We start from the raw sequence: 19,882 nt of genomic DNA, 5'->3' as shown, positions 1-19,882 counted from the left end.
GGATGGTCGGGACAAGCCCGACCATGACGCACTGAATCGAAACCTCAGCGATCGCCCACAAGCACCTCCAACGACTCGACTATTCGCCGATCACCACCACCTTCGCGCCCTCGGCCACCTGCGCTCCCGGCTCGCCGACGACCTCGCTCACCGTGCCGTCGCGCGGAGCGGTCAGCACATGCTCCATCTTCATCGCCTCGACGATGGCGAGGCGCTGGCCCTTCACCACCGCCTCGCCCGGCGCCACGAAGAGCGCGACGAGCTTGCCATGCATCGGCGCCTTGACCACGCCGCCGGAACCGGCAGCCCCATCGAGATCGACCGTAAAGGGATCGAACAGCGAAACGGCCGTCTGCCGGCCGCGATGCAGCGCGTACCAGACACCGCCCTCGCCCTCGGCCAGCGAGACCTCGTGCTCGCCCTCGCCGATCTCATGGCCCGGCAGGCTGACGCGGGCATCCTCGCCCCGCCACTCGATGCGCGCGTCGACGCGCTCGCCATCGACCGTGAGCGGCAGGCCAAGCGGCTGGCGCGGCATCAGCGAGAAGGCATCCGTCACCAGCCAGGGCGAGCGCGTCTCGCCCTCGGCTCGCCCGGCCGCCTCGACGATGCCGGCGACCTGCCGCTCTTCCTCGAGCTGCAGGGCGACGGCCGCGACCGCCGCGGCATCGAGCGGCTGCGGCTCGGCGCCGAGCGCCTGGATGTTGCGGTCGATGAAGCCGGTATCGAACGGCCCCTTCCGGAACCCCTCCGCCTCCGTCAGCTTCTTCAGGAAGGCGAGATTGCTGCGCGGACCGGCGACGACCGTCTCGCCCAGCGCCGCGCCCAACCGGTCGAGCGCCTCGTCGCGCGTCGCGCCATGGGCGATGACCTTGGCGATCATCGGGTCGTAGAACGGCGTCACCGTATCGCCGGCCTCGACGCCGGTATCGATGCGGATGCCTTCGCCATGCGGAAAGCTCAGCGCCCAGAGCTTGCCGGTGGAGGGCAGGAAGCCCTTCTCCGGATCCTCGGCATAGAGCCGCGCCTCGACGGCATGGCCCTTCGCCTCGACGTCGTCCTGCGTGAAGCCGAGCGGCTCGCCGGCCGCGACCTTGAGCTGCAATTCGACGAGATCGAGTCCGGTGATCGCCTCCGTCACCGGATGCTCGACCTGGAGGCGCGTATTCATCTCCATGAAGTAGAAGCGGTCGGCCTGCAGGCCCTCGCGCCCATCGGCGATGAACTCGACCGTCCCGGCCCCGACATAGCCGACGGCCCTGGCGGCTTCCGTCGCGGCCTTGCCCATGGCGGCGCGCACCTCCCGTGTCATGCCGGGCGCCGGTGCTTCCTCGATCACCTTCTGATGACGCCGCTGCAAGGAGCAGTCGCGTTCATAGAGATGGACGACATTGCCGTGGCTGTCGCCGAAGACCTGGATTTCGACATGGCGCGGCGAGAGAACGTATTTCTCGACCAGCACACGGGCGTCGCCGAAGGCGCTTGCGCCCTCGCGCTGGGCGCTGGTCAGCGCGTCGTCGAAATCCTCGGGCCGATCGACCTTCTTCATGCCCTTACCGCCGCCGCCGGCGACCGCCTTGATGAGCACGGGGTAGCCGATGCGCCGCGCCTCCCCGCGGAGGAAATCGGCGCCTTGCTCGGCGCCGTGATAGCCCGGCACCACCGGCACAGCGGCCTTCTCGACCAGAGCCTTGGCGGCGTCCTTCAGCCCCATCGCCCGGATCGCCGAGGCCGGCGGCCCGACGAAGACGATGCCCGCCGCGGCGCAGGCATCGGCGAATTCGGCATTCTCGGAGAGGAAACCGTAGCCCGGATGGATGCAGGCCGCGCCCGCCGCCTTTGCCACGGCCAGAATCTTCGCGGCGTCGAGATAGCTCTCTCGGGCCGGCGCGGGGCCGATATGATAGGCTTCGTCGGCCATCTGCACGAAGAGCGCCTCGGCATCGGCATCCGAATAGACGGCGATGGTGCGAAGCCCCAGCCGCTTCGCGGTGCGGATGACGCGGCAGGCGATCTCGCCGCGATTGGCGATCAGGATCGAGGGCAGCTTGGCAGCGATCGTCATGGAAGCGTCCTCGGCAACATCCTTGAAAGGCTTTTCGCCTTTATAGCCCGCCTGCCCCATCTGTCTGCGCCTTGTTGCGCAAACCGGTTTGGGCCGCTTCCGAATCCGCGCTCCGCCGCAACGAGCGCCAGATCGCCCATGTCGCCTGGAAGCAGATCCCGGCGACGACAAGGTCGAACAGATATTCCGGCCAGCGCACCACCGGCAGGGCACGGGCGGCGAGCCCGACCAGAGCGAAACCCGTGGTCGAGATCGCATCGTTGCGGCTCGACAGCCAGGTTGCCTTGATCACCGGATTATCCTCGCGGCGGAAGCGCCAGAGCACGGCAATCACGAGGAGCGCGATCACGATGGCGCTCACCGCGGCGAAGCCGAGCGTCCAGATCTCGATAGGCCTGGGATTCAGAATCTTGTCGTGGAGGTCGTAGAGCGTGTGCAGCCCGGCGACGGCCATCACCGCGCCGATCGCAATCGCAGCCAGGCGTTCGGCCCGGTCGTCGCGGCCGAAGACGATGGCGGCGATGCCGTAGAGCGCGACGTCATAGACCCAATCGACGCCGTCCTTGAAAAGCTGGGCATTGCCGATGGCATGCGCCCAGGCGACCGTCGCCGCCGCCTGGACGAAGATGCCGAGCGCGATGCCCCAGATGGTGAGGGTGTAGGCGCGGGCGATGGCGGGATCGGGAGCCGCAGTTCCGCCTCCCTCGCCATGGGCGGGCCTCTCCAGACCATCCATGTCTTGCGCCCCAGCGACCATCCTCACCTCGTCATCCTGGACAAGCGGCTTTAGCGGCGCCGATCCGGGATCCATGCCGGAACGCGAACCGATCAGGTTCAGGCATGGATCCCGGGTCTACGCTTCGCTCCGCCCGGGATGACAAGCAAGCGGGACGGCCAACGGGAAGGAACGCCTCACCCCCGCCCGACGAGCGGAGCCTTGGTCGCCATCACCGTGACGAAGAGGATGTTGGCGTCGAGCGGCAGCCCGGCCATGTGCAGCACGGTCGAGGCGACATGCGCGACATCCATCACCGGCTCGACCTTGATCGAGCCGTCGGCCTGCGGCACGCCGGTCGTCATCTTCTGCGCCATGTCGGTCAGCGCATTGCCAATATCGACCTGGCCGACGGCGATGTCGTATTTGCGCCCGTCGAGCGAGGCGGTCTTGGTCAGGCCCGAGATCGCATGCTTCGTCGCGGTATAAGCCGCCGAATTCGGCCGCGGCACCTGCGCCGAGATCGAGCCGTTATTGATGATGCGCCCGCCGCGCGGCTCCTGTGCCTTCATCGCCTTGAAGGCGGCCTGCGTGCACAGGAACGGACCGGTCAGATTGGTGTCGACCACCTTCTGCCAATCCTCCAGCGAAAGGTCCTCCAGCAGCACGCCGCCCGGCGCATTGACGCCGGCATTGTTGAACAGCACGTCGACCCGGCCGAAAGCCGCCTTTGTCCTGGCGAACAGGTTCTCGACCGAGGCCTTGTCGGTGACGTCAGTCGGCACGGCGAGGCCCCTGCCCTTGTCGACGCCGGAGAGCGCGATCGTCTCCTCCAGCGCATCCGCCCGGCGCCCGGCCAGAACGGTGCGGTAGCCATCCTTCAGGAAGGCGATGGCGACGGCCCGCCCCACGCCCGAGCCGGCACCGGTGATGATCGCGACCTTGTCGTGCTGAGCCATGCGTTTCCTCGCGCTTTTGGGAATTCAATCGTTTCGTTCCCAAAGCATAAGCGTAGGCGCGCGACAAGGAAGAACGGCCGGCGCAACCCTTGCCGGCGCCGGCCGAGGAGCGCGCGCCTCAGGCGACGCCGTAGCGCTTGAACCAGGCGAGCGCCCGCGCCCAGCCATCCTCGGCCTGCGCCTTGCGATAGCTCGGCCGGTAATCGGCGTGGAAACCATGCGGCGTGTCCGGGAAGATCACGATCTCCACGGTCTTGCCGGCGGCCTTCGCGGCATCGCGCTGCTTCTCGACATCCGCGACCGGAATGCCCGTATCCGCCCCGCCATACAGGCCGAGGACGGGCGCCTTGAGATCGCCGACGACATCGGCCGCCGTCTTCGGCTGGATGTCGGTGCGGCTGCCGCCGAGCGGCCCGTACCAGGCGACGGCCGCCTTCACCTGCGGGTTATGGGCGGCATAGAGCCAGACGGCCCGCCCGCCCCGGCAGAAGCCGGTGACGCCGAGCCTTGCCGCATCGCCTTTCGAAGCGGCCGCAGCCCATTTCGCCGTGGCGTCGAGGTCGGAGAGCACGGTCGCGTCCGGCGCCTTCGAGATCACGTCCCGCACGATCGCCTGCACATCGGTCATCTTGGAGAGATCGCCGAGCCGGGCATAGAGCTCGGGCGCCACGGCGCAGTAGCCCAGCTTGGCGAAGCGCCGGCAGATGTCCTTGATGTATTCGTGGACGCCGAAGATCTCCTCGATCACGAGGACGATCGGAAACGGCCCCGCCCCTTCCGGCATGGCGCGATAGCCCGGCAGATCGCCATCGGCCGTCGGGATCTTCACCTCTCCGGCGACGAGGCCCTTGCTGTCGGTCGAGATCGTCTGGCCGTGGACGACGGTGGTGGCGAGGGTGAAGCCGCTGATCAACCCGGTCATGACGAAGCCGCGACGGGAGAACGGCTCCCTGACCAGCCCGTCCAGTTGCTCGAGCGTGCTTTCTGCTGCGGTCTGCGCCGGCGCCGTCATGTGCATCTCCCGTTGTTGTGGCGGGAGCCTGCCGCGACGCGGGACGGCTTGCCAAGAGGCGTCAGCACGGCTGCGGTCACAGTGGCGTGAGGAAAGCCGCCCTCACATCCGGAACACGCCGAATCTCGTCTCGGGAATCTCGGCGTTGAGCGTCGCCGAGAAGGCCAGCGCCAGCACCCGGCGCGTCTCCGAGGGCAGGATGATGCCGTCATCCCATAGCCGCGCCGTGGCGAAGTAGGGCGAGCCTTCTTCCTCGTAATTGCTGCGGATCGGCGCCTTGAAAGCCTCTTCCTCGGCCGCCGACCAGATCTTGCCCTCGGCCTCGATATTGTCGCGGCGGACGGTGGCGAGCACGCTCGCGGCCTGCTCGCCGCCCATCACCGAAATCCGCGAATTCGGCCAGGTGAAGAGGAAGCGCGGCGAATAGGCCCGCCCGCACATGCCGTAATTGCCGGCGCCGAAGGAGCCGCCGACCAGCACGGTGACCTTCGGCACGCGCGCCGAGGCCACCGCCGTGACGAGCTTCGCTCCGTCCTTGGCGATGCCGCGCGTCTCAACATCGCGCCCGACCATGAAGCCGGTGATATTCTGCAGGAAGAGCAGCGGGATCCGCCGCTGGCAGCACAGTTCGATGAAATGCGCGCCCTTCAGCGCGCTTTCCGAGAACAGGATGCCGTTATTGGCGATGATTCCGACCGGGATGCCGTGGATACGGGCGAAGCCCGTCACCAGCGTCGTGCCATAGAGCTTCTTGAACTCGTCGAATTCCGAGCCGTCGACGAGGCGCGCGATCACCTCGCGGATGTCGTATTGCTTCTTGAGATCGGTCGGCACCACGGCTTCGAGCTCGGCCGGATCATAGAGGGGCTCGACCGGCTCGGCGATGTCGATGTCCGGCCGCTTCACGCTGTTGAGGTTGCCGGCGATCCGCCGGGCGATGGCGAGCGCATGGGTGTCGTCGCCGGCATAGTGATCGGCGACGCCCGAGAGTCTTGCATGGACATCGGCGCCGCCGAGATCCTCGGCCGAGACGACCTCGCCGGTCGCGGCCTTCACCAGCGGCGGACCGCCCAGGAAAATAGTGCCCTGCTTCCTGACGATGATCGTCTCGTCCGACATCGCCGGCACATAGGCGCCGCCGGCGGTGCAGGAACCCATCACCACCGCGACCTGGGGGATACCTTCGGCCGAAAGCGTCGCCTGATTGTAGAAGATGCGGCCGAAATGCTCGCGATCCGGAAAGACCTCGGTCTGGTGCGGCAGGTTCGCGCCGCCGGAGTCGACGAGATAGATGCAGGGCAAGCGATTCTCGCGCGCGATCTCCTGGGCGCGCAGATGCTTCTTGACCGTTAGCGGATAGTAGGTGCCGCCTTTGATCGTCGCATCGTTGCAGACGATCATGCATTCGCGGCCGGCGACACGCCCGATTCCCGCGATCATGCCGGCGGCATGGACATCGCCCTCATACATGCCGAAGGCGGCGAGCGAACCGATCTCGAGGAAGGGCGAACCCGGATCGGTCAGCCGCAGCACGCGCTCGCGAGGCAGCAGCTTGCCGCGCGCCGTGTGGCGCTCGCGGGACCGCGCATTGCCGCCGAGCGCGGCGGTAGCGCGGCGCTCCTGCAATTCGCCGCGCAGCCCGGCCCAGGCCTCCGCATTGGCCCGCGTCTCGGCGGCATTCAGGTCGACCTTGCTTTCGATGACCGGCACGGGCGCGCTCCCTCGAGACTTCAGCCTTATCGGGAGCGTTATGGCGCGGCGCCGGGCAAACGCCAACCGGCGCGGACGCACGGACGCGACCATGCAAATCCGCGCCGAAGGATGATCTTACTCGCTCGCCTGGTTGATCGACCCGGTCACGCTGGGCGCCGCGACCGCGCCGATGGCTCCGCCCGCCACGGCCCCGATCGGCCCGCCGACAAGCGCGCCCGCCCCCGCTCCCGCGGCCGCGCCGGCGATGCGCTGGTCGGTGGTGTTGCAGCCCGCGAGCAGCGTCGCAAGGCAGCTTGCGAGAAGAATGGCTCGCATAATTCGTCCCCTTTTGCTCGAGGCATCAGGCCGAAAAGCGAAATCCGCCTGTCTCAGCAGCCCGATGCATCACCGAAAGCCGGGCCGCCAACGCGCCCATGCAGGCGCATCGCGGCCAGGCTCTGACCGGGCCGAGCATGGGTTTGCATGGCTAACGAAAGGTAAATCAGGCCGAGACGGTTGGGCCGAAGACCCGCTCGAAGGCTTCGCGCAGCACCGAATCGACCTCAGGCATCGTCACCGGCAAGCCGAGATCGACCAGCGAGGTCACGCCGTGCCGGCTGACGCCGCAAGGCACGATGCCGTCGAAATGGGAGAGATCGGGATCGACATTGAACGAGATGCCGTGGAACGAGACCCAGCGGCGCACGCGGATGCCGATGGCGGCGATCTTGTCCTCGACGCCCTCGCCCCGTTCCGGCCGGCGCACCCAGACGCCGACACGATCCTCGCGCCGTTCGCCACGAATGTTGACATCGTCGAGCGCGCCGATCAGCCAGCCCTCCAGCGCAGCGACGAAGCGACGCAGATCCGGCTGGCGACGCTTCAGGTCGAGCATGACATAGGCCACGCGCTGGCCGGGGCCGTGATAGGTGAACTGCCCGCCCCGCCCCGAGCGGAACACCGGGAATCGCTCCGGCGCGATCAGGTCCTCGTCGCGCGCCGAGGTGCCGGCGGTGTAAAGCGGTGGATGCTCGACCAGCCAGACGCGCTCGCGCGCCTGCCCGTCGGCGATCAGCGCCGCGCGCGCCTCCATCTCGGCGACCGCCTCGTCATAGCCCGTCAGCCCTTCGGCCACGACCCATTCCACCGGCTCGGCGCCCGCTTCCGGCAGGAAGGAAACCGCCAGCGCATCCCGCATATTCACCATGGCTTAACCATGTTTCGTCCAAAGTTTACGGGCCGGTTTCTGCCGGCCGACCATGACCGAGCCTCTTGCGCCCAAAAGCCGCCGGCAGGCAAGTTTCGCTGGTCCAATTCTGAAGTAGGGTTCCGGAGGCAGGACTTGAAGACCGATCTCGATCTCGTTCCTGTCGAGCTTACCGTCGTGCTGGGGCAGACCCAGATGCCGATCTACAAGCTGCTGCGACTCGGCCGCGGCGCGATCATCGAGCTCAACGCCAGCGAGATGGACGAGGTCCAGATTCTCGCCAACAACCACCCCTTCGCCAAGGGAATCGTCGTGGTCAGCGGCGCGCGCATCTCCGTCGAGATCACCCAGATGCTGAAGCGCCCCACCGTCTACACACTCCAGAGCGTCGCCGAGGCGGCCTGATCCCTCTTTTTTCAGGAAAATGCGGCGCGCGTCGCTTTTCCACAGTGATGCTCTTGTGGCGGCGGATTCGATTTGCTAGATCGGCGCCGCTCCCTGGTTGCACCGCCCGCAACTGGAACAGAGCTGCGGTCGTGGCGGAACTGGTAGACGCACTACCTTGAGGTGGTAGCGGGGAGACCCGTGGAGGTTCGAGTCCTCTCGACCGCACCAAATTCGGACGATAAGTCCAGCGAACGGCGACCCCCTCGGGTCGCCGTTCGCGTTTCCGGCCTCATGCTCGATTCGTCCCAGGCTGCACCGTTCCAGGCTGACAGGCGTCAGAACTTTGGTAACGTAAATCGGTCATCAACGTGTCTCGTCTGATCCCCGAGAATACCGCTCCCCGCATGTCACGCATCCGCATCCTGCCTCTTCTGGCTGCCGCCGCCGTTGCGGTCCTTGGCGGCTGCGTGGCGCTCGACACCGCCGGTGACCGGCGCCCGCATGCCGGCGTCGTCGAGGCTCACAGCTACCCGATCCACGGCATCGACGTGTCGCGCTGGCAGGGTGACATCGACTGGTCTGCGGTGCGCGCCTCCGGCATCCGCTTCGTCTACATGAAGGCGACAGAGGGCGGCGACCACATCGACCCGGCCTTCCAGCGCAACTGGGACGGCGCGCGCCGCGCCGGCATCGCCCGCGGCGCCTATCATTTCGTCTATTGGTGCCGCCCGGCCCATGAGCAGGCGCTCTGGTTCAAGCAGCAGATCCCGAACGATCCCGACGCCTTGCCGCCGGTGCTCGACGTCGAATGGAACGGCCATTCCAAGACCTGCCCGCAGAAGGTCAGCCGCGAGCTGGCGCTGGAGAAGATCCAGCTCATGCTCACCGAGCTCGAGCAGCTCACCGGCAAGAAGCCGGTGATCTACACCGACATCACCTTCCACAAGGAGGTGCTGGAAGGCCAGTTCAACGACTACCCCTACTGGATCCGCTCGACGGCGGCGAAACCCGAGACCCGTTACCAGAACCGTCCCTGGGCGATCTGGCAGTTCACCACCACGGCCAAGGTCCCGGGCATTCGCGGCGATGTCGACCGCAACGCCTTCTTTGGCAACGAAGGGCAGTTCATCGGCTGGCTGCAAGGCGAATACGACATCGCCACCCGCCGCTGGGAGAAGCGCAAGCCTGTGCCGCCGCAGCCGAGTCCCGGGCCGGATCATCCCGCGGCGCCAACCCCGATGCCCGTGGCACCCGGCCCGTTCTCTCCCGCTCCCGCCCCGCTTCCGAACGAGGACCCGGAGGACGTGCCGATGGCGCGCATTCCTGGCGGCGTACCGCCGATGGCCTCGGCCTTCCAGCCTCTGGGCGACCAGAGCATTTCGGACTGAGGCTGCTGGACGCCGTCAGAGGCGCACCGTCATTCCGGCTTGACCCGCGATGACGCGCCTTTTCCCCCAAAAACAGCACGCAGCAGCCCTGTCACGCCGCGCGAATCCCGCCGGTTAACCAAAGCTGAAAAACATCCTGCGATTGCCGGGCAATTCTAACCGCCGCTTAACCACGCTCTCCGCATCTGGACCTGTGATGCAGGAGAAACACATGCCGGCGCGCAAGCTGACCCACGGCAGGATCTATCTCGGAGCCTTCGCCTTTCTGACGGCCCTCACCTGTCTGGCCGAGCCCGTCTTCGCGCTCTATCCGAAGAAGGGCGACAGCGCACCGCATCACGGCGTGCGCGATGCCCGCCGCAAGGTCATCCAGGGCATCGACGTCTCGCGCTGGCAGGGCGAGATCGACTGGGAGAAGGTCAAGGGCGCCGGCACGCGCTTCGCCTTCATCAAGGCGACGGAAGGCGGCGACCATCTCGACCCCAATTTCCGCCGCAACTGGGCCGAGGCGAAGAAGCACGGTGTCCCGCGCAGCGCCTATCACTTCGTCTGGTGGTGTCGCCCGGCCGCCGAACAGGTGCGCTGGATCAAGAAGCACATTCCGCGCGACCCCGACGCATTGCCCCCGGTGCTCGACGTCGAATGGCAGAACGGCTCGCAATGCGCCCGCAGGGTCTCGCGCGAGGATGCGCTCGCGAAGATCGAGATCATGCTCAAGGGGCTGCGTGAGCACACCGGCAAGAAGCCGATCATCTACACCGACATCAATTTTCACGAGGACGTGCTCGAAGGCGCGTTCAACGACCATCCCTACTGGCTGCGCTCGACCGCCGCGCCGCTGGCGAAGCGCTATGCCCGCGACCGCTGGGAATTCTGGCAGTTCACCACCACCGGCCGCGTGCCCGGCATCGCCGGCGATGTCGACCGCAACGCCTTCTTCGGCAGCGAGCGCGAATTCGAGGCCTGGCGGCAGGGGCGCTTCGACATCGGCCTGCGCAAATGGCATGGCGGCGAGCCGAAGGTCGCGGCACGCACGCCGCCCCCGACGCCGGCAGGGCTGCGCGCACCCAGGGCGGCTGGCGGCGCCACGCTGAAATTCGCCCCGCCCGGCCGCATTCCCTCGCGCACGGCGGATAGTCGCGACGTCGGCACGACGGGTTCCGTCCGGCGCAACTGAAGCGGCGCCGGCCGTCACGTTCCTGTCATATCGGCGGAGCCCTGTGCCGCGCGCACAAGCGCCACCCGTGATCGAGACGAACGACGATGCCGACCGATCTGCAATCCCAAACCGGCGTCATCTGGGCCTATCGCTTCGATACCGAGGGCCGGCCCAGCCTGATCGCGCGCGACACCCTGCCCGACCTCGCCCCGGATGAAGGCTTCGTCTGGCTGCATCTCGACCTCGTGCATACCCGCGCACAGAGCTGGATCGGCGAGCAGGAGCTGCCGGACGCGGCGCGGGAAACCCTCCTCTCGCAGGAAACGCATCAGCGGCTCGACCATTCGGCCCAGCTTGCCTGGGGCGTCTCGCATGACCTCATCCGCAGCATCGCCGACAAGTCGGACAGCGTCGGCGCGCTGCGCTGGGTCATCGGCGACAGCTTCCTGCTCACCGGCCGGCGCGAGGCACTGCACTCGATCCGGATGACGGCGGAGGCGCTGAATCGCGGCGAGCCGGCGGAGAGCCCGAGCGCGCTTTTCGAGCAGATCATCGAATACATCATCGACGACATCACCGACAGCGTCGTGCGCCTCGTCGACGAAACCGACAGCGTCGAGGACCAGATCCTGCTGGACCGGCTGCATGACGGGCCGCAGCGCGTCGGCGCGATCCGCCGCACCGCCGTGCGGCTGCACCGGCAGCTCAGCGGCCTCCATGTCCTGTTCCGGCGCTTCGCCGAGACGCAATCCGGCCGCAGCGCCCCCGATGCCGTCAAGGCGACCGCAGCGCGCCTGCTGCAACGGGTCGACACGCTGCATCACGACGTCCAGTCGGTGCAAGATCGCGCCCGCCTGCTGCAGGACGAGATCGCCGCCCGCTCGGCAAACCGCACCAACCGGCAGCTCTACGTCTTGTCGATCCTGACCGCGCTCTTCCTGCCGGCGACCTTCATCACCGGCCTGTTCGGCATCAATGTGAAGGGGCTGCCCTGGGTCGAGTCCGAGGCCGGCGCGATCTATGTGTCGCTGGCCTGCATGCTCGCGGCGCTGCTGACGCTCATCCTGCTGCGGCGCCGCGGCGTGATCGGCGACTAAGCCGCGCTGCCGCGCAAAGGCTTCACATGGCGGCTGGTCGCGTATTCACCTCGACAGTGACATGCGACAACGTCGGCAGGTCGGCAAGCAGCGCCTTGTAGGCCGAGGGTGATTTCGGCTGGCCGGTCACGACCGAGACGATGGCGCTGCGATGCCCGGGCCCGACCTGCCAGAGATGTAGGTCGGCGACCTCCGCGCCCTCGGCGGCGAGCCGCTGGCCGATGCGCTTCGCCAGCGCCTCATCCGGCACCGTGTCGAGCAGCACGGCCCCGGAACGACGCAGCAGCCCGACGGACCAATGCGCGATCACGCCGGCGCCGACGATCCCGATCAGCGGATCGAGCCAGACCCAGCCATAATACCGCCCGCCGAGCAGCGCCGCGATCGCCAGGACAGAGGTGAAGGCATCCGCGATGACATGCATGTAGGCCGCGCGCAGATTGGTATCGGCGCCATGGCCGCCATGGGAATGATGGCCGTGGTGGTGATCGTCGTGATCATGGTGGTGGTGCCCGTGGCCGTGATGCCCGGTGTCGCCATGGTGATGGTCGTGCCCGTCCCTGAGCAGCCAGGCGCTTGCCAGATTGACCGCGAGCCCAAGCGCCGCGATCGCGGTCGCCTGGGTGAAATCGATCGCAACCGGCGCGTAGAGCCGCAGTGCCGATTCCCCGGCGACCGCGAGCGCGATGAACATCAGCAGCAGGGCGCTGGCGAAGGCGGCGAGATCGCCGAGCTTGCCCGTCCCGAAGCTGAAGCGGCGATCATGTGCATGCTGCCGCGCGAAGCGATAGGCGAAGGCCGCGATGCCGAGCGCCGCCGCATGGGTCGACATGTGCCAGCCATCGGCCACGAGCGCCATCGAGCCGAAGACCGTGCCGGCGACGATCTCCGCCACCATCATCACGGTCGTCAGGCCGACGACGAACCAGGTCCGCCGCTCGTGGCGCTCATGCTCGCTGCCAAGGAAGACGTGCTGGTGCTGGGCGGGAAAGCTGTTCGCAGCCGGCATCGGTTCGCTCCGGACGGTCAGAGATATTTGGTGAGGGCCTTGAGCTCGTCGAGCGACTTGCGCGCCTCAGGCGTCGCGACCTGAGCGTGGTCGAACAGGTGATGCTCGATATGATCGAAGATCAGCAGTGACTTGACCTTCTCCAGCGCCTTCTCGACGGCTTGGAGCTGCTGCACCACGTCAGGAACCGCCCTGCCCGCCTCGACCATCCCCACGACCGTGCCGAGATGGCCCTGCGCGCGGCGCAGGCGGTTGATGATGTCGGAATCCATGGCGTGGCTCATGTGCTCTATCCTATCCTCTTGGATAGGATATGCAATAGCTCTCGATTGCCTGCGGCAGCGCAACCGCAAAGCGCCACCTCAAGCGGGCAGCGACGATGTCGACAGATCGATGACCGAAGCCGCGAGGCGCTCGTTTCCCTGCAGGTCGCCCCGCTTCTCGGGTGACCGAAAGCGAAAGCCTCGGGCGGAGACAAAGGGCCAGGTCGCCGCCTTGCCTCCGTCAGAGCGCAGGCCGGTCTAGGCTTTGCCCTTGGCAGCCTGCCGCTGTGCCCGCTTTTCCTCGGCCTTCGCGCCCCAGCCGATCGCGAGGCGGATGACCAGGAACTCTAGCACCAAAATCCCAAAAAACGCCGCAGCAATGATCACTTGATCGCTGCTGCGGTATCCCCCGATGCTCGCGACGCCGCCGGGCATGAAGCCCGCGATGACGAGCACAAAAACACCCTGCACCACAAAGGTCGCAAGCGCGCACAGAAGCGCGACGGGCCAGGCCCGGCCAGACGGCGGACGGGCCTGCTCACGCTTGAACCAAATTTGCCCGATCCAGGAAGCCGCGCTCCAGACCATGATCAGGCCAAGGGCGCCCATGCTGCCCGGAGCCGCCTTGAAATAGTCCTCCAGGGCAATGACCACCACATTGAGGATGATCACCCCGGCAACGAGGAAGGCGATATACCGCAGGACGAGAGCCCCATTGGAAATAGGCGAGGCAGTCGATGGTTGGGGCATTGGGAAACTCCGGGCAGGCATGGTCCAGCGTGCCGGCTACGATGACCGGCAGTGCGGGTAAAGCCCGGGCGCTGCATAGGGGGCAGCCTTTTCGGGCGGTTTCGACCGGTGCGAATCCTCGCAGACCGCCCTCTGATCTGCTCAGCCTGACACCGGCATTTCCGATCTGTAAGCTCACCGCAAAGCGGCCCCGTGCAGGCTGCGCAACACCGTCTGACCCGGGAGGTTCCGCCATGCTCGCCAACGCGCCGCGCCCGTTCAATTTCGACCTCGGAGAGACCGCCGATGCGATCCGCGACACGGTCCACGCCTTTGCGCAGGAGAAGATCGCACCGCGCGCCGAGGAGATCGACAGGACCAATCAGTTCCCGCGCGATCTATGGCCGGAAATGGGCGCGCTCGGCCTGCACGGCATGACGGTCGATGAGGAGCATGGCGGCTCAGGCCTTGGCTATCTCGAGCACTGCATCGCGGTCGAGGAAGTCAGCCGCGCCTCGGCCTCGGTCGGCCTCTCCTACGGCGCCCACTCGAATCTCTGCGTCAACCAGATCAGCCGCAACGGCAACGAGGCGCAGAAGCGGAAATATCTGCCGAAGCTGATCTCCGGCGAACATGTCGGCGCGCTCGCCATGTCGGAGCCCGGCTCTGGCTCGGACGTCGTCTCGATGCGCACCCGCGCCGACAGGAAGGGCGACGCTTATGTCCTCAACGGCAACAAGATGTGGATCACCAACGGTCCGATCGCCGAGACGCTGGTCGTCTACGCCAAGACCGATCCGGAAGCCGGCCCGCGCGGCATCACCGCCTTCCTGATCGAGAAGGGCATGAAGGGTTTCTCGACCCACCAGAAGCTCGACAAGCTCGGCATGCGCGGCTCCGACACTTGCGAACTCGTCTTCCAGGATTGCGAGGTGCCCGAAGAAAACGTGCTGGGCCAGGTCGGGCGCGGCGTCAACGTGCTGATGTCCGGCCTCGACTACGAGCGCGTCGTGCTGGCGGCCGGCCCGCTCGGCATCATGCAGGCGGCGCTCGACGTGGTCATGCCCTATGTCCATGAGCGCAAGCAGTTCGGCCAGTCGATCGGCGAGTTCCAGCTTGTCCAGGGCAAGGTCGCCGACATGTATGTCGCGCTGAATTCCTGCCGCGCCTATGTCTATGCCGTGGCCAAGGCCTGCGACCGCGGCGAGACCACCCGCGAGGACGCCGCCGGCGCCATTCTGCTCGCGGCCGAGAAGGCGACGCAGGTCGCGCTCGACGCGATCCAGCTCCTCGGCGGCAATGGCTACATCAACGACTACCCGACCGGCCGCCTGCTGCGCGACGCCAAGCTCTACGAGATCGGCGCCGGGACGAGCGAGATCAGGCGGATGCTGATCGGCCGGGAGCTGTTCAACAAGACGAAGTGAGGCTAGAGGGCTTCATGCCCCTCTACTTCGCCTACGGCCTCAACATGGACCCGGACGGGATGGCGCGGCGCTGCCCGAACGCCCGGCCGCTCGGCCCGGCCCGCTTGCCCCGCCACCGCTTCATCGTCACCCGCGACGGCTATGCCTCGGCGATCCGCGATCCGCGCGAGGAGGTCCATGGCGTGCTGTGGGATTGCTCGCTCAGTGACATCCGCGCGCTCGACAAGTTCGAGGACATCGCCAGCGGTCTCTATGTGAAGATCAATCAGCCGGTGATCGTGCCCGGCGGCGCCAAGCGCGCGCTGATCTATATCGGCCGTTCGGGCGATCCGGGAAAGCCGAAGCCGGGCTACATGGAAGCGGTCATCGCTGGGGCGAAACATTTCGCCCTGCCAGAGACTTACATCGCCGGCTTGAATCGCTTTCTGATCGAAAATCGCCGCGCCGTGCTGCCGCGATTGTAGGAAAAACTCCGCAATTCGCTTTCCCTCGCGCGGCCTCGGCCAGGCGTTGGATGTGGTGCCGACAGACCTAGAACCCTTTGTAGTCGGGCACCCATCCATTCATCCTTTGGCGCGAAACTCCGCCGGTGCGAATGTCGCGAGCTCCTGCAGCAGAAGCGGCCAGCTGCGCAGGCCGAGCGCGATTGAATCGAGATGGAAGAACTCGTTGGGTGCGTGAACATCCTCGTCTGGCAGGTTCAGGCCGAACATCAGCGTGTCCATGCCGAGCAGCTCCTTGAAGATCGCGGTGATCGGGACTGTCGCGCCGAGACGCACATGGACGGGGTCGCGTTGCCAGACCCGTTGCAGCACCCGCGTCGCCGCCTGGACCAGCGGGTGGTGGCCCGCCAGCGTCGAAGCCGGCGAGCCACCGCCGATGCCGGCGAATGCGATGCGCACGCCGGGGCGAGCGACCGAGCGGATATGATCCTGCAGCGCCTGAATGGCCTGTTCGGGATCCTGTCCGGGTGCCAGCCTGATCGTGACCTTGGCGCGCGCTTCATCGGGGATGACCGTCTTGCTGCCGGCGCCGGTATAGCCGCCCCACATGCCGTTGACGTCGATCGCCGGGCGCAGCGTCAAGCGCTCGCGCAGGCTGTAGCCGGGCTCGCCCGCCGCGATCCCGCCGACATCGGCGACGAAAGCGGCCTCGTCGAACGGCAACGCCGCGGCATCGCGGCGGTCCTGCGCACTCGGTGGCGGCAGCGCCTCCATCAAGGCGGGGACGGCGATCGCCCCGTTGGCGTCGTGCAGCGAGGCGATGATCGCGGCGAGTTCGTGCAGCGCGTTGCGCACGGCTCCGCCATAGCGGCCGGAATGCATCTCCTTCTCCGCGCTGCGCACGATGAGTTCGAGCTTGGCCAGGCCACGCGCCCCGACATTGATCGTCGGTTCCGTCGGGCTCGCACGCCCGCCATCGGCCGAGATCATCGCATCGGCCTGCAGCAGCGTCCCGTAGCGGTGCACGATTTCGCGGAGGCTTGGGCTGCCGGTCTCCTCCTCGCCCTCCAGGAAGAGCTTGATGTTGACGGGGCAGCCTCCGTGCACGGCGAGGAAGCCGGCGACGGTCTCGATCGCGATCGTGGTCGAGCCCTTGACGTCGGAAGCGCCGCGCGCATGCAGGCGCCCGCCCTGGATCGTCGGCTCGAAGGGCGGCGTCCGCCACAGGGCGAGCGGATCGGGCGGCTGCACGTCGTAATGGCCGTAGACGATGATGGTCGGCGCGCCCGGCGCCCCGAGCCAGGCGCCATAGACCGCCGGATGTCCGCCGCCATCGAGCAGTTGCACATCCGACAGCCCGATCTCCGCCAACCAGTCGAGCAGAAAGGCGCGGGTGGCGGCCATGCCCTCGGCATAAGCAGGATCGGTGCTGACGCTCGGCAGCCTGAGGAAGGCTGTCAGCCTGTCAAGCACGGCGTCATGGCGCTGCAGGAGGTGGTCGACGACCGGCTCGGCATTCATCGGGACTTCCTCGACATGGGTGCCGACGGCGCAAGGTGCCGCCTGCGTTGGGCTCTATTCCGGCTGGATGCCGGCGGCCTTCACGATCTCGGCCCATTTGGCGATCTCGGTCCCGACGAAGGCCTTGAGCTCGTCTGGCGTGCTGGTCTCAGGCTCGACGCCGGCCGCGAGCAAACGCTCCTTTGTCGCCGGATCGTTGACGGCGGCAGTCAGCGCCTGATTCAATTTGTCGACGGTGGAGCGCGGCGTCCTGGCCGGGACAAAGGCCGCGAACCAGGCCGCGAGGTCGTACCCCTTGACGCCGCCCTCGGCCATGGTCGGCAGATCGGGCGCCAGCACGCTGCGCCTGGCGGTCGAGACGGCGAGGCCGTTGACCGCGCCCGCTTTGATCTGAGGCAAAGTCGTCGAGATGTCGGCGAAAACGATGTTGATCTGCCCGCCGAGCAGATCGGTGATCGCCTGCGGATTGCTGCGATAGGGCACATAGGTGATGTCGAGGCCGGCCAGGGACTTCAGCATCTCGCCGGCGATGCGCGACGAGCTCGACCCGGCACCGAAGGTCAGCTTGCCTGGATTGGCCTTGGCATAGGCGACGAACTCCTGGACGGTTTTGGCCGGCACGGCGGGGTTGGTCGCGAGCGCGAGCGTGATCGTGCCGAGCTTGCCGACGGCCTCGAAGCTGTTGATGGCGTCATAGGGCACATGCTTGAGCAGGCTCTGATTGGCGCCATGCGTGGTGTTGGTGGTGATCAGCACCGTGTGGCCGTCGGGCTCGGCGCGGGCGACGTTCTGCGCGGCGATGACACCGCTCGCCCCGGCCAGATTCTCGATAACCACCGGTTTCCCGAGGTTCTTCGAGACATGCTCGCCGAGGATGCGGGCCACCGCGTCGGTCGCGCTGCCGGCCGCGAAGGGCACGACGAATTTGAGGGATCTCGACGGGAATTCCTGGGCACTCGCGGTGCCGGTGAGGCCGATGGCCAGCGCACCTGCGGCGATCATGCGCAAAATCGATGTTCTCATGGATTTTCCTCCGCTTTTGTCGGTCATGTCGGGGCGGCGTCTTGCTGCGCCGTTCGATTGGGATCAGTCGTCCGGAATTTCGATGTCCAGCAGGGCGGAGCTCAGGGACTTGCCGTGGGTGTCGAGGGCGAGCGAGCGCGTCACCCCACCGCCCAGCGCCTGCCGAAGCACGAAGTTGAGCGCCCCCAGCGACGCGATCTCGTAGCGGCTGACGCTGCCGCGAAGGAGGCCAGCGAAATGCGTCGCCACCCGCTCCGCCGTGACGTGCCGCACCAGGCGCGGATAATCCGCCTCCTCATAGGCGATCAGCGAGATGCTGGAGGTGTCACCCTTGTCGCCGGCGCGAGCATGGGCGATGGCGCGCAGCTTCATTTCAGCTCTCCAACATATGGATCGAGGGCTGGACCCGCTCGCGCGGCAGCAGCGTCGAGAGCACTCCGAGAACCTCGCGGACCTGTTTGGTGACGCCACCGCCGCCCGCCGGCCCGTTGGTGTAGAGGGTCTCCACCTCGCTGCCGACGCGCACCGCTTCATCCATCGTGGACGTGCGCCCGACCACGCGCAGCCGCACCTCGTAGGGCTCCGCCCGCTCGCCGCCGCCGGCCGGCAGTCCGAGGCCGTGGAGCGCATCAATGCCGATCAGATCGAAGCGCAACTCCTGCGCCGTGAGCCCCGTCAACTCCAGCCGCTCGCGCACGATCGCGGCCGCCAGTTCCGCGCGGTCTCGCGCGCCGCTGCCGGCATAGGAAATCTGACCTTCGCCCACGAAGCCTTCTGCGACGCCGAGCGAGACCTTCAACGCTTCGGGCCGCGCGCGGCCGCTCGCTCCGGAGATGCGGACCCGGTCTTGCCCGACCTGTTCGACACGAACCTGCGAGAAGTCCGCGACGACGTCGGGGGTGAAATACGCCGCCGGGTCATGAATCTCGTAGAGAATCTGCTCCTTGCAGGTGGCGGATGTCACGCAGCCGCCCGAGCCCTCGACCTTGGTGATGATGGCCGAGCCGTCCTCGCCGACCTCGGCGAGGGGAAAGCCGAGCCGCGCCAGCCCCGGCACCGTCTTGAAGCCGGGATCCGCGAAATAGCCGCCGGTGACCTGCCCGGCGCATTCCAGCACATGGCCGATCAGCGTCGCCTGGCCGAGCCGCGGCCAATCCTCGAACGACCAGCCGAATTCATGCACCAGCGGCCCGAGGAAAAGCGAAGGATCGGCGGCACGTCCGGTGATCACGAGATCGGCGCCGGCGGCGAGCGCCTGTACGATCGGCTCGGCCCCCAGATAGGCATTGGCCGAGATCAGGCTCGCCCCCAGCGCAGCAGCGGGCCGCCCATCTTCCAATATACGGCCATGACCATCGCCGACCGAAGCCGCGACGTCGTCGCCCGTCACGGCCGCCACCTTGTAGCCGCGCAAGCCGAGGTCGCGCGCGGTCGCACGGACAAGCTCGGCCGCCGCCAGCGGGTTGGCCGCCCCCATATTGGTGATGATGGCAGTGCCGGCGCGGCGACAGGCCGGAAGCACCGCGCGCATGCGTGCCGCCAGCAGCGGATCGTAGCCGAGCCCTGGATCACGCCGCCGTGCCTGCTGCGCCAGCGCGATGGTGCGCTCCGCCAGACATTCAAAGACGAGGTAGTCGAGCCGGCCGCGCTCCGCGAGTTCGACCGCAGGCTCGATCCTGTCGCCCGAATAGCCCGCGCCGGCCCCTATTCTTACCTGTCGCATGCATCCTCCAGTTGCCAGAGAATGCCGCCGTAAATTCATAGCACAATTGAAATTATTCTATCT

The 19,882-nt window shown here is 67.0% G+C and carries 20 protein-coding genes and 1 tRNA gene; 7 read left to right on the top strand and 14 right to left on the bottom strand.

Annotated elements, in window-relative coordinates; all coding sequences use genetic code 11:
• Positions 1-79: 79 nt before the first annotated feature.
• The 7 genes from AB6806_RS25465 to lipB all read right to left on the bottom strand — a co-directional run bounded on the left by AB6806_RS25465 (position 80) and on the right by lipB (position 7,650).
• Positions 80-2,065: an acetyl-CoA carboxylase biotin carboxylase subunit gene (locus tag AB6806_RS25465; RefSeq protein WP_185748002.1), complete on the bottom strand. Its 1,986-nt coding sequence runs from the start codon at positions 2,063-2,065 to the stop codon at positions 80-82.
• A 40-nt stretch (positions 2,066-2,105) separates the two neighbouring features.
• A complete protein-coding gene (locus AB6806_RS25460) occupies positions 2,106-2,822 on the bottom strand; it encodes a cation efflux transmembrane domain-containing protein (RefSeq protein ID WP_248311227.1) in 717 nt (238 codons plus the stop codon).
• Positions 2,823-2,977: 155 nt separating this feature from the next.
• Positions 2,978-3,739, bottom strand: coding sequence for an SDR family oxidoreductase (locus AB6806_RS25455; protein ID WP_038365528.1), 762 nt, complete (start codon positions 3,737-3,739; stop codon positions 2,978-2,980).
• Between the two features lie 118 nt (positions 3,740-3,857).
• Positions 3,858-4,757: a dienelactone hydrolase family protein gene (locus AB6806_RS25450; RefSeq protein WP_210245683.1), complete on the bottom strand. Its 900-nt coding sequence runs from the start codon at positions 4,755-4,757 to the stop codon at positions 3,858-3,860.
• A gap of 96 nt (positions 4,758-4,853) precedes the next feature.
• Entirely contained in the window at positions 4,854-6,461 is a 1,608-nt protein-coding gene (locus AB6806_RS25445; RefSeq protein ID WP_142022638.1) for a carboxyl transferase domain-containing protein, read from the bottom strand.
• A gap of 117 nt (positions 6,462-6,578) precedes the next feature.
• Positions 6,579-6,779, bottom strand: coding sequence for a hypothetical protein (locus tag AB6806_RS25440; RefSeq protein WP_142022637.1), 201 nt, complete (start codon positions 6,777-6,779; stop codon positions 6,579-6,581).
• A 166-nt stretch (positions 6,780-6,945) separates the two neighbouring features.
• Positions 6,946-7,650, bottom strand: coding sequence for a lipoyl(octanoyl) transferase LipB (gene lipB, locus AB6806_RS25435; protein ID WP_142022636.1), 705 nt, complete (start codon positions 7,648-7,650; stop codon positions 6,946-6,948).
• Positions 7,651-7,785: 135 nt separating this feature from the next.
• Between lipB and AB6806_RS25430 the strand changes: the two genes are divergently transcribed.
• The 5 genes from AB6806_RS25430 to AB6806_RS25410 all read left to right on the top strand — a co-directional run bounded on the left by AB6806_RS25430 (position 7,786) and on the right by AB6806_RS25410 (position 11,681).
• Entirely contained in the window at positions 7,786-8,055 is a 270-nt protein-coding gene (locus AB6806_RS25430) for a FliM/FliN family flagellar motor switch protein (protein ID WP_248311217.1), read from the top strand.
• Between the two features lie 125 nt (positions 8,056-8,180).
• A tRNA-Leu gene (locus AB6806_RS25425) sits at positions 8,181-8,265 on the top strand.
• Positions 8,266-8,441: 176 nt separating this feature from the next.
• On the top strand, positions 8,442-9,425 hold the full coding sequence (locus AB6806_RS25420) for a glycoside hydrolase family 25 protein (protein ID WP_112763174.1): 984 nt from the start codon (positions 8,442-8,444) through the stop codon (positions 9,423-9,425).
• A gap of 211 nt (positions 9,426-9,636) precedes the next feature.
• Positions 9,637-10,602, top strand: a complete 966-nt coding sequence (locus AB6806_RS25415; protein ID WP_112763173.1) for a glycoside hydrolase family 25 protein — start codon at positions 9,637-9,639, stop codon at positions 10,600-10,602.
• A gap of 86 nt (positions 10,603-10,688) precedes the next feature.
• A complete protein-coding gene (locus AB6806_RS25410; protein WP_142022634.1) occupies positions 10,689-11,681 on the top strand; it encodes a CorA family divalent cation transporter in 993 nt (330 codons plus the stop codon).
• Between the two features lie 22 nt (positions 11,682-11,703).
• On the opposite strand, the gene dmeF is transcribed toward AB6806_RS25410, so the two are convergent.
• From dmeF to AB6806_RS25395, 3 genes are all read right to left on the bottom strand, one after another.
• Positions 11,704-12,690, bottom strand: coding sequence for a CDF family Co(II)/Ni(II) efflux transporter DmeF (gene dmeF, locus AB6806_RS25405; RefSeq protein WP_142022633.1), 987 nt, complete (start codon positions 12,688-12,690; stop codon positions 11,704-11,706).
• Positions 12,691-12,707: 17 nt separating this feature from the next.
• A complete protein-coding gene (locus AB6806_RS25400) occupies positions 12,708-12,974 on the bottom strand; it encodes a metal-sensing transcriptional repressor (RefSeq protein WP_142022632.1) in 267 nt (88 codons plus the stop codon).
• A 237-nt stretch (positions 12,975-13,211) separates the two neighbouring features.
• Entirely contained in the window at positions 13,212-13,703 is a 492-nt protein-coding gene (locus AB6806_RS25395; RefSeq protein WP_370955800.1) for an ABZJ_00895 family protein, read from the bottom strand.
• A 233-nt stretch (positions 13,704-13,936) separates the two neighbouring features.
• On the opposite strand from AB6806_RS25395, the gene AB6806_RS25390 reads away from it, so the two are divergent.
• Both AB6806_RS25390 and AB6806_RS25385 read left to right on the top strand, forming a co-directional pair.
• Positions 13,937-15,109, top strand: a complete 1,173-nt coding sequence (locus AB6806_RS25390) for an isovaleryl-CoA dehydrogenase (RefSeq protein ID WP_142022630.1) — start codon at positions 13,937-13,939, stop codon at positions 15,107-15,109.
• A gap of 14 nt (positions 15,110-15,123) precedes the next feature.
• The gene (locus AB6806_RS25385; protein ID WP_142022629.1) at positions 15,124-15,573 is read left to right on the top strand and encodes a gamma-glutamylcyclotransferase family protein; all 450 of its coding nucleotides are present in this window, start codon (positions 15,124-15,126) and stop codon (positions 15,571-15,573) included.
• A gap of 99 nt (positions 15,574-15,672) precedes the next feature.
• Here the strand turns inward: AB6806_RS25385 and AB6806_RS25380 are convergent, their stop codons facing one another.
• From AB6806_RS25380 to AB6806_RS25365, 4 genes are all read right to left on the bottom strand, one after another.
• Entirely contained in the window at positions 15,673-17,073 is a 1,401-nt protein-coding gene (locus AB6806_RS25380; RefSeq protein WP_142022628.1) for a M20/M25/M40 family metallo-hydrolase, read from the bottom strand.
• Positions 17,074-17,127: 54 nt separating this feature from the next.
• On the bottom strand, positions 17,128-18,096 hold the full coding sequence (locus tag AB6806_RS25375; RefSeq protein WP_142022627.1) for a Bug family tripartite tricarboxylate transporter substrate binding protein: 969 nt from the start codon (positions 18,094-18,096) through the stop codon (positions 17,128-17,130).
• Between the two features lie 63 nt (positions 18,097-18,159).
• A complete protein-coding gene (locus AB6806_RS25370; protein ID WP_112763165.1) occupies positions 18,160-18,468 on the bottom strand; it encodes an AtuA-related protein in 309 nt (102 codons plus the stop codon).
• 1 nt (position 18,469) lies between these two features.
• Positions 18,470-19,819 (bottom strand): acyclic terpene utilization AtuA family protein, encoded by a 1,350-nt coding sequence (locus AB6806_RS25365; protein WP_142022626.1) that lies wholly within the window; start codon positions 19,817-19,819, stop codon positions 18,470-18,472.
• Positions 19,820-19,882 lie beyond the last annotated feature (63 nt).

The sequence above is a fragment of the Allobosea sp. RCC_152_1 genome (assembly GCF_041360765.1).
GTDB lineage: Bacteria > Pseudomonadota > Alphaproteobacteria > Rhizobiales > Beijerinckiaceae > Allobosea > Allobosea spartocytisi.
This window is presented reverse-complemented; position numbering and strand designations above follow the sequence as displayed.

Bases quoted from the DNA above. Each gene is read 5' to 3' on its own strand.
- AB6806_RS25465 (WP_185748002.1), bottom strand. From the start codon at position 2,065: ATGACGATCGCTGCCAAGCTGCCCTCGATCCTGATCGCCAATCGCGGC.
- AB6806_RS25460 (WP_248311227.1), bottom strand. From the start codon at position 2,822: ATGGTCGCTGGGGCGCAAGACATGGATGGTCTGGAGAGGCCCGCCCAT.
- AB6806_RS25455 (WP_038365528.1), bottom strand. From the start codon at position 3,739: ATGGCTCAGCACGACAAGGTCGCGATCATCACCGGTGCCGGCTCGGGC.
- AB6806_RS25450 (WP_210245683.1), bottom strand. From the start codon at position 4,757: ATGCACATGACGGCGCCGGCGCAGACCGCAGCAGAAAGCACGCTCGAG.
- AB6806_RS25440 (WP_142022637.1), bottom strand. From the start codon at position 6,779: ATGCGAGCCATTCTTCTCGCAAGCTGCCTTGCGACGCTGCTCGCGGGC.
- lipB (WP_142022636.1), bottom strand. From the start codon at position 7,650: ATGGTGAATATGCGGGATGCGCTGGCGGTTTCCTTCCTGCCGGAAGCG.
- AB6806_RS25420 (WP_112763174.1), top strand. From the start codon at position 8,442: ATGTCACGCATCCGCATCCTGCCTCTTCTGGCTGCCGCCGCCGTTGCG.
- AB6806_RS25415 (WP_112763173.1), top strand. From the start codon at position 9,637: ATGCCGGCGCGCAAGCTGACCCACGGCAGGATCTATCTCGGAGCCTTC.
- AB6806_RS25410 (WP_142022634.1), top strand. From the start codon at position 10,689: ATGCCGACCGATCTGCAATCCCAAACCGGCGTCATCTGGGCCTATCGC.
- dmeF (WP_142022633.1), bottom strand. From the start codon at position 12,690: ATGCCGGCTGCGAACAGCTTTCCCGCCCAGCACCAGCACGTCTTCCTT.
- AB6806_RS25400 (WP_142022632.1), bottom strand. From the start codon at position 12,974: ATGAGCCACGCCATGGATTCCGACATCATCAACCGCCTGCGCCGCGCG.
- AB6806_RS25395 (WP_370955800.1), bottom strand. From the start codon at position 13,703: ATGCCCCAACCATCGACTGCCTCGCCTATTTCCAATGGGGCTCTCGTC.
- AB6806_RS25390 (WP_142022630.1), top strand. From the start codon at position 13,937: ATGCTCGCCAACGCGCCGCGCCCGTTCAATTTCGACCTCGGAGAGACC.
- AB6806_RS25385 (WP_142022629.1), top strand. From the start codon at position 15,124: ATGCCCCTCTACTTCGCCTACGGCCTCAACATGGACCCGGACGGGATG.
- AB6806_RS25380 (WP_142022628.1), bottom strand. From the start codon at position 17,073: ATGAATGCCGAGCCGGTCGTCGACCACCTCCTGCAGCGCCATGACGCC.
- AB6806_RS25375 (WP_142022627.1), bottom strand. From the start codon at position 18,096: ATGAGAACATCGATTTTGCGCATGATCGCCGCAGGTGCGCTGGCCATC.
- AB6806_RS25370 (WP_112763165.1), bottom strand. From the start codon at position 18,468: ATGAAGCTGCGCGCCATCGCCCATGCTCGCGCCGGCGACAAGGGTGAC.
- AB6806_RS25365 (WP_142022626.1), bottom strand. From the start codon at position 19,819: ATGCGACAGGTAAGAATAGGGGCCGGCGCGGGCTATTCGGGCGACAGG.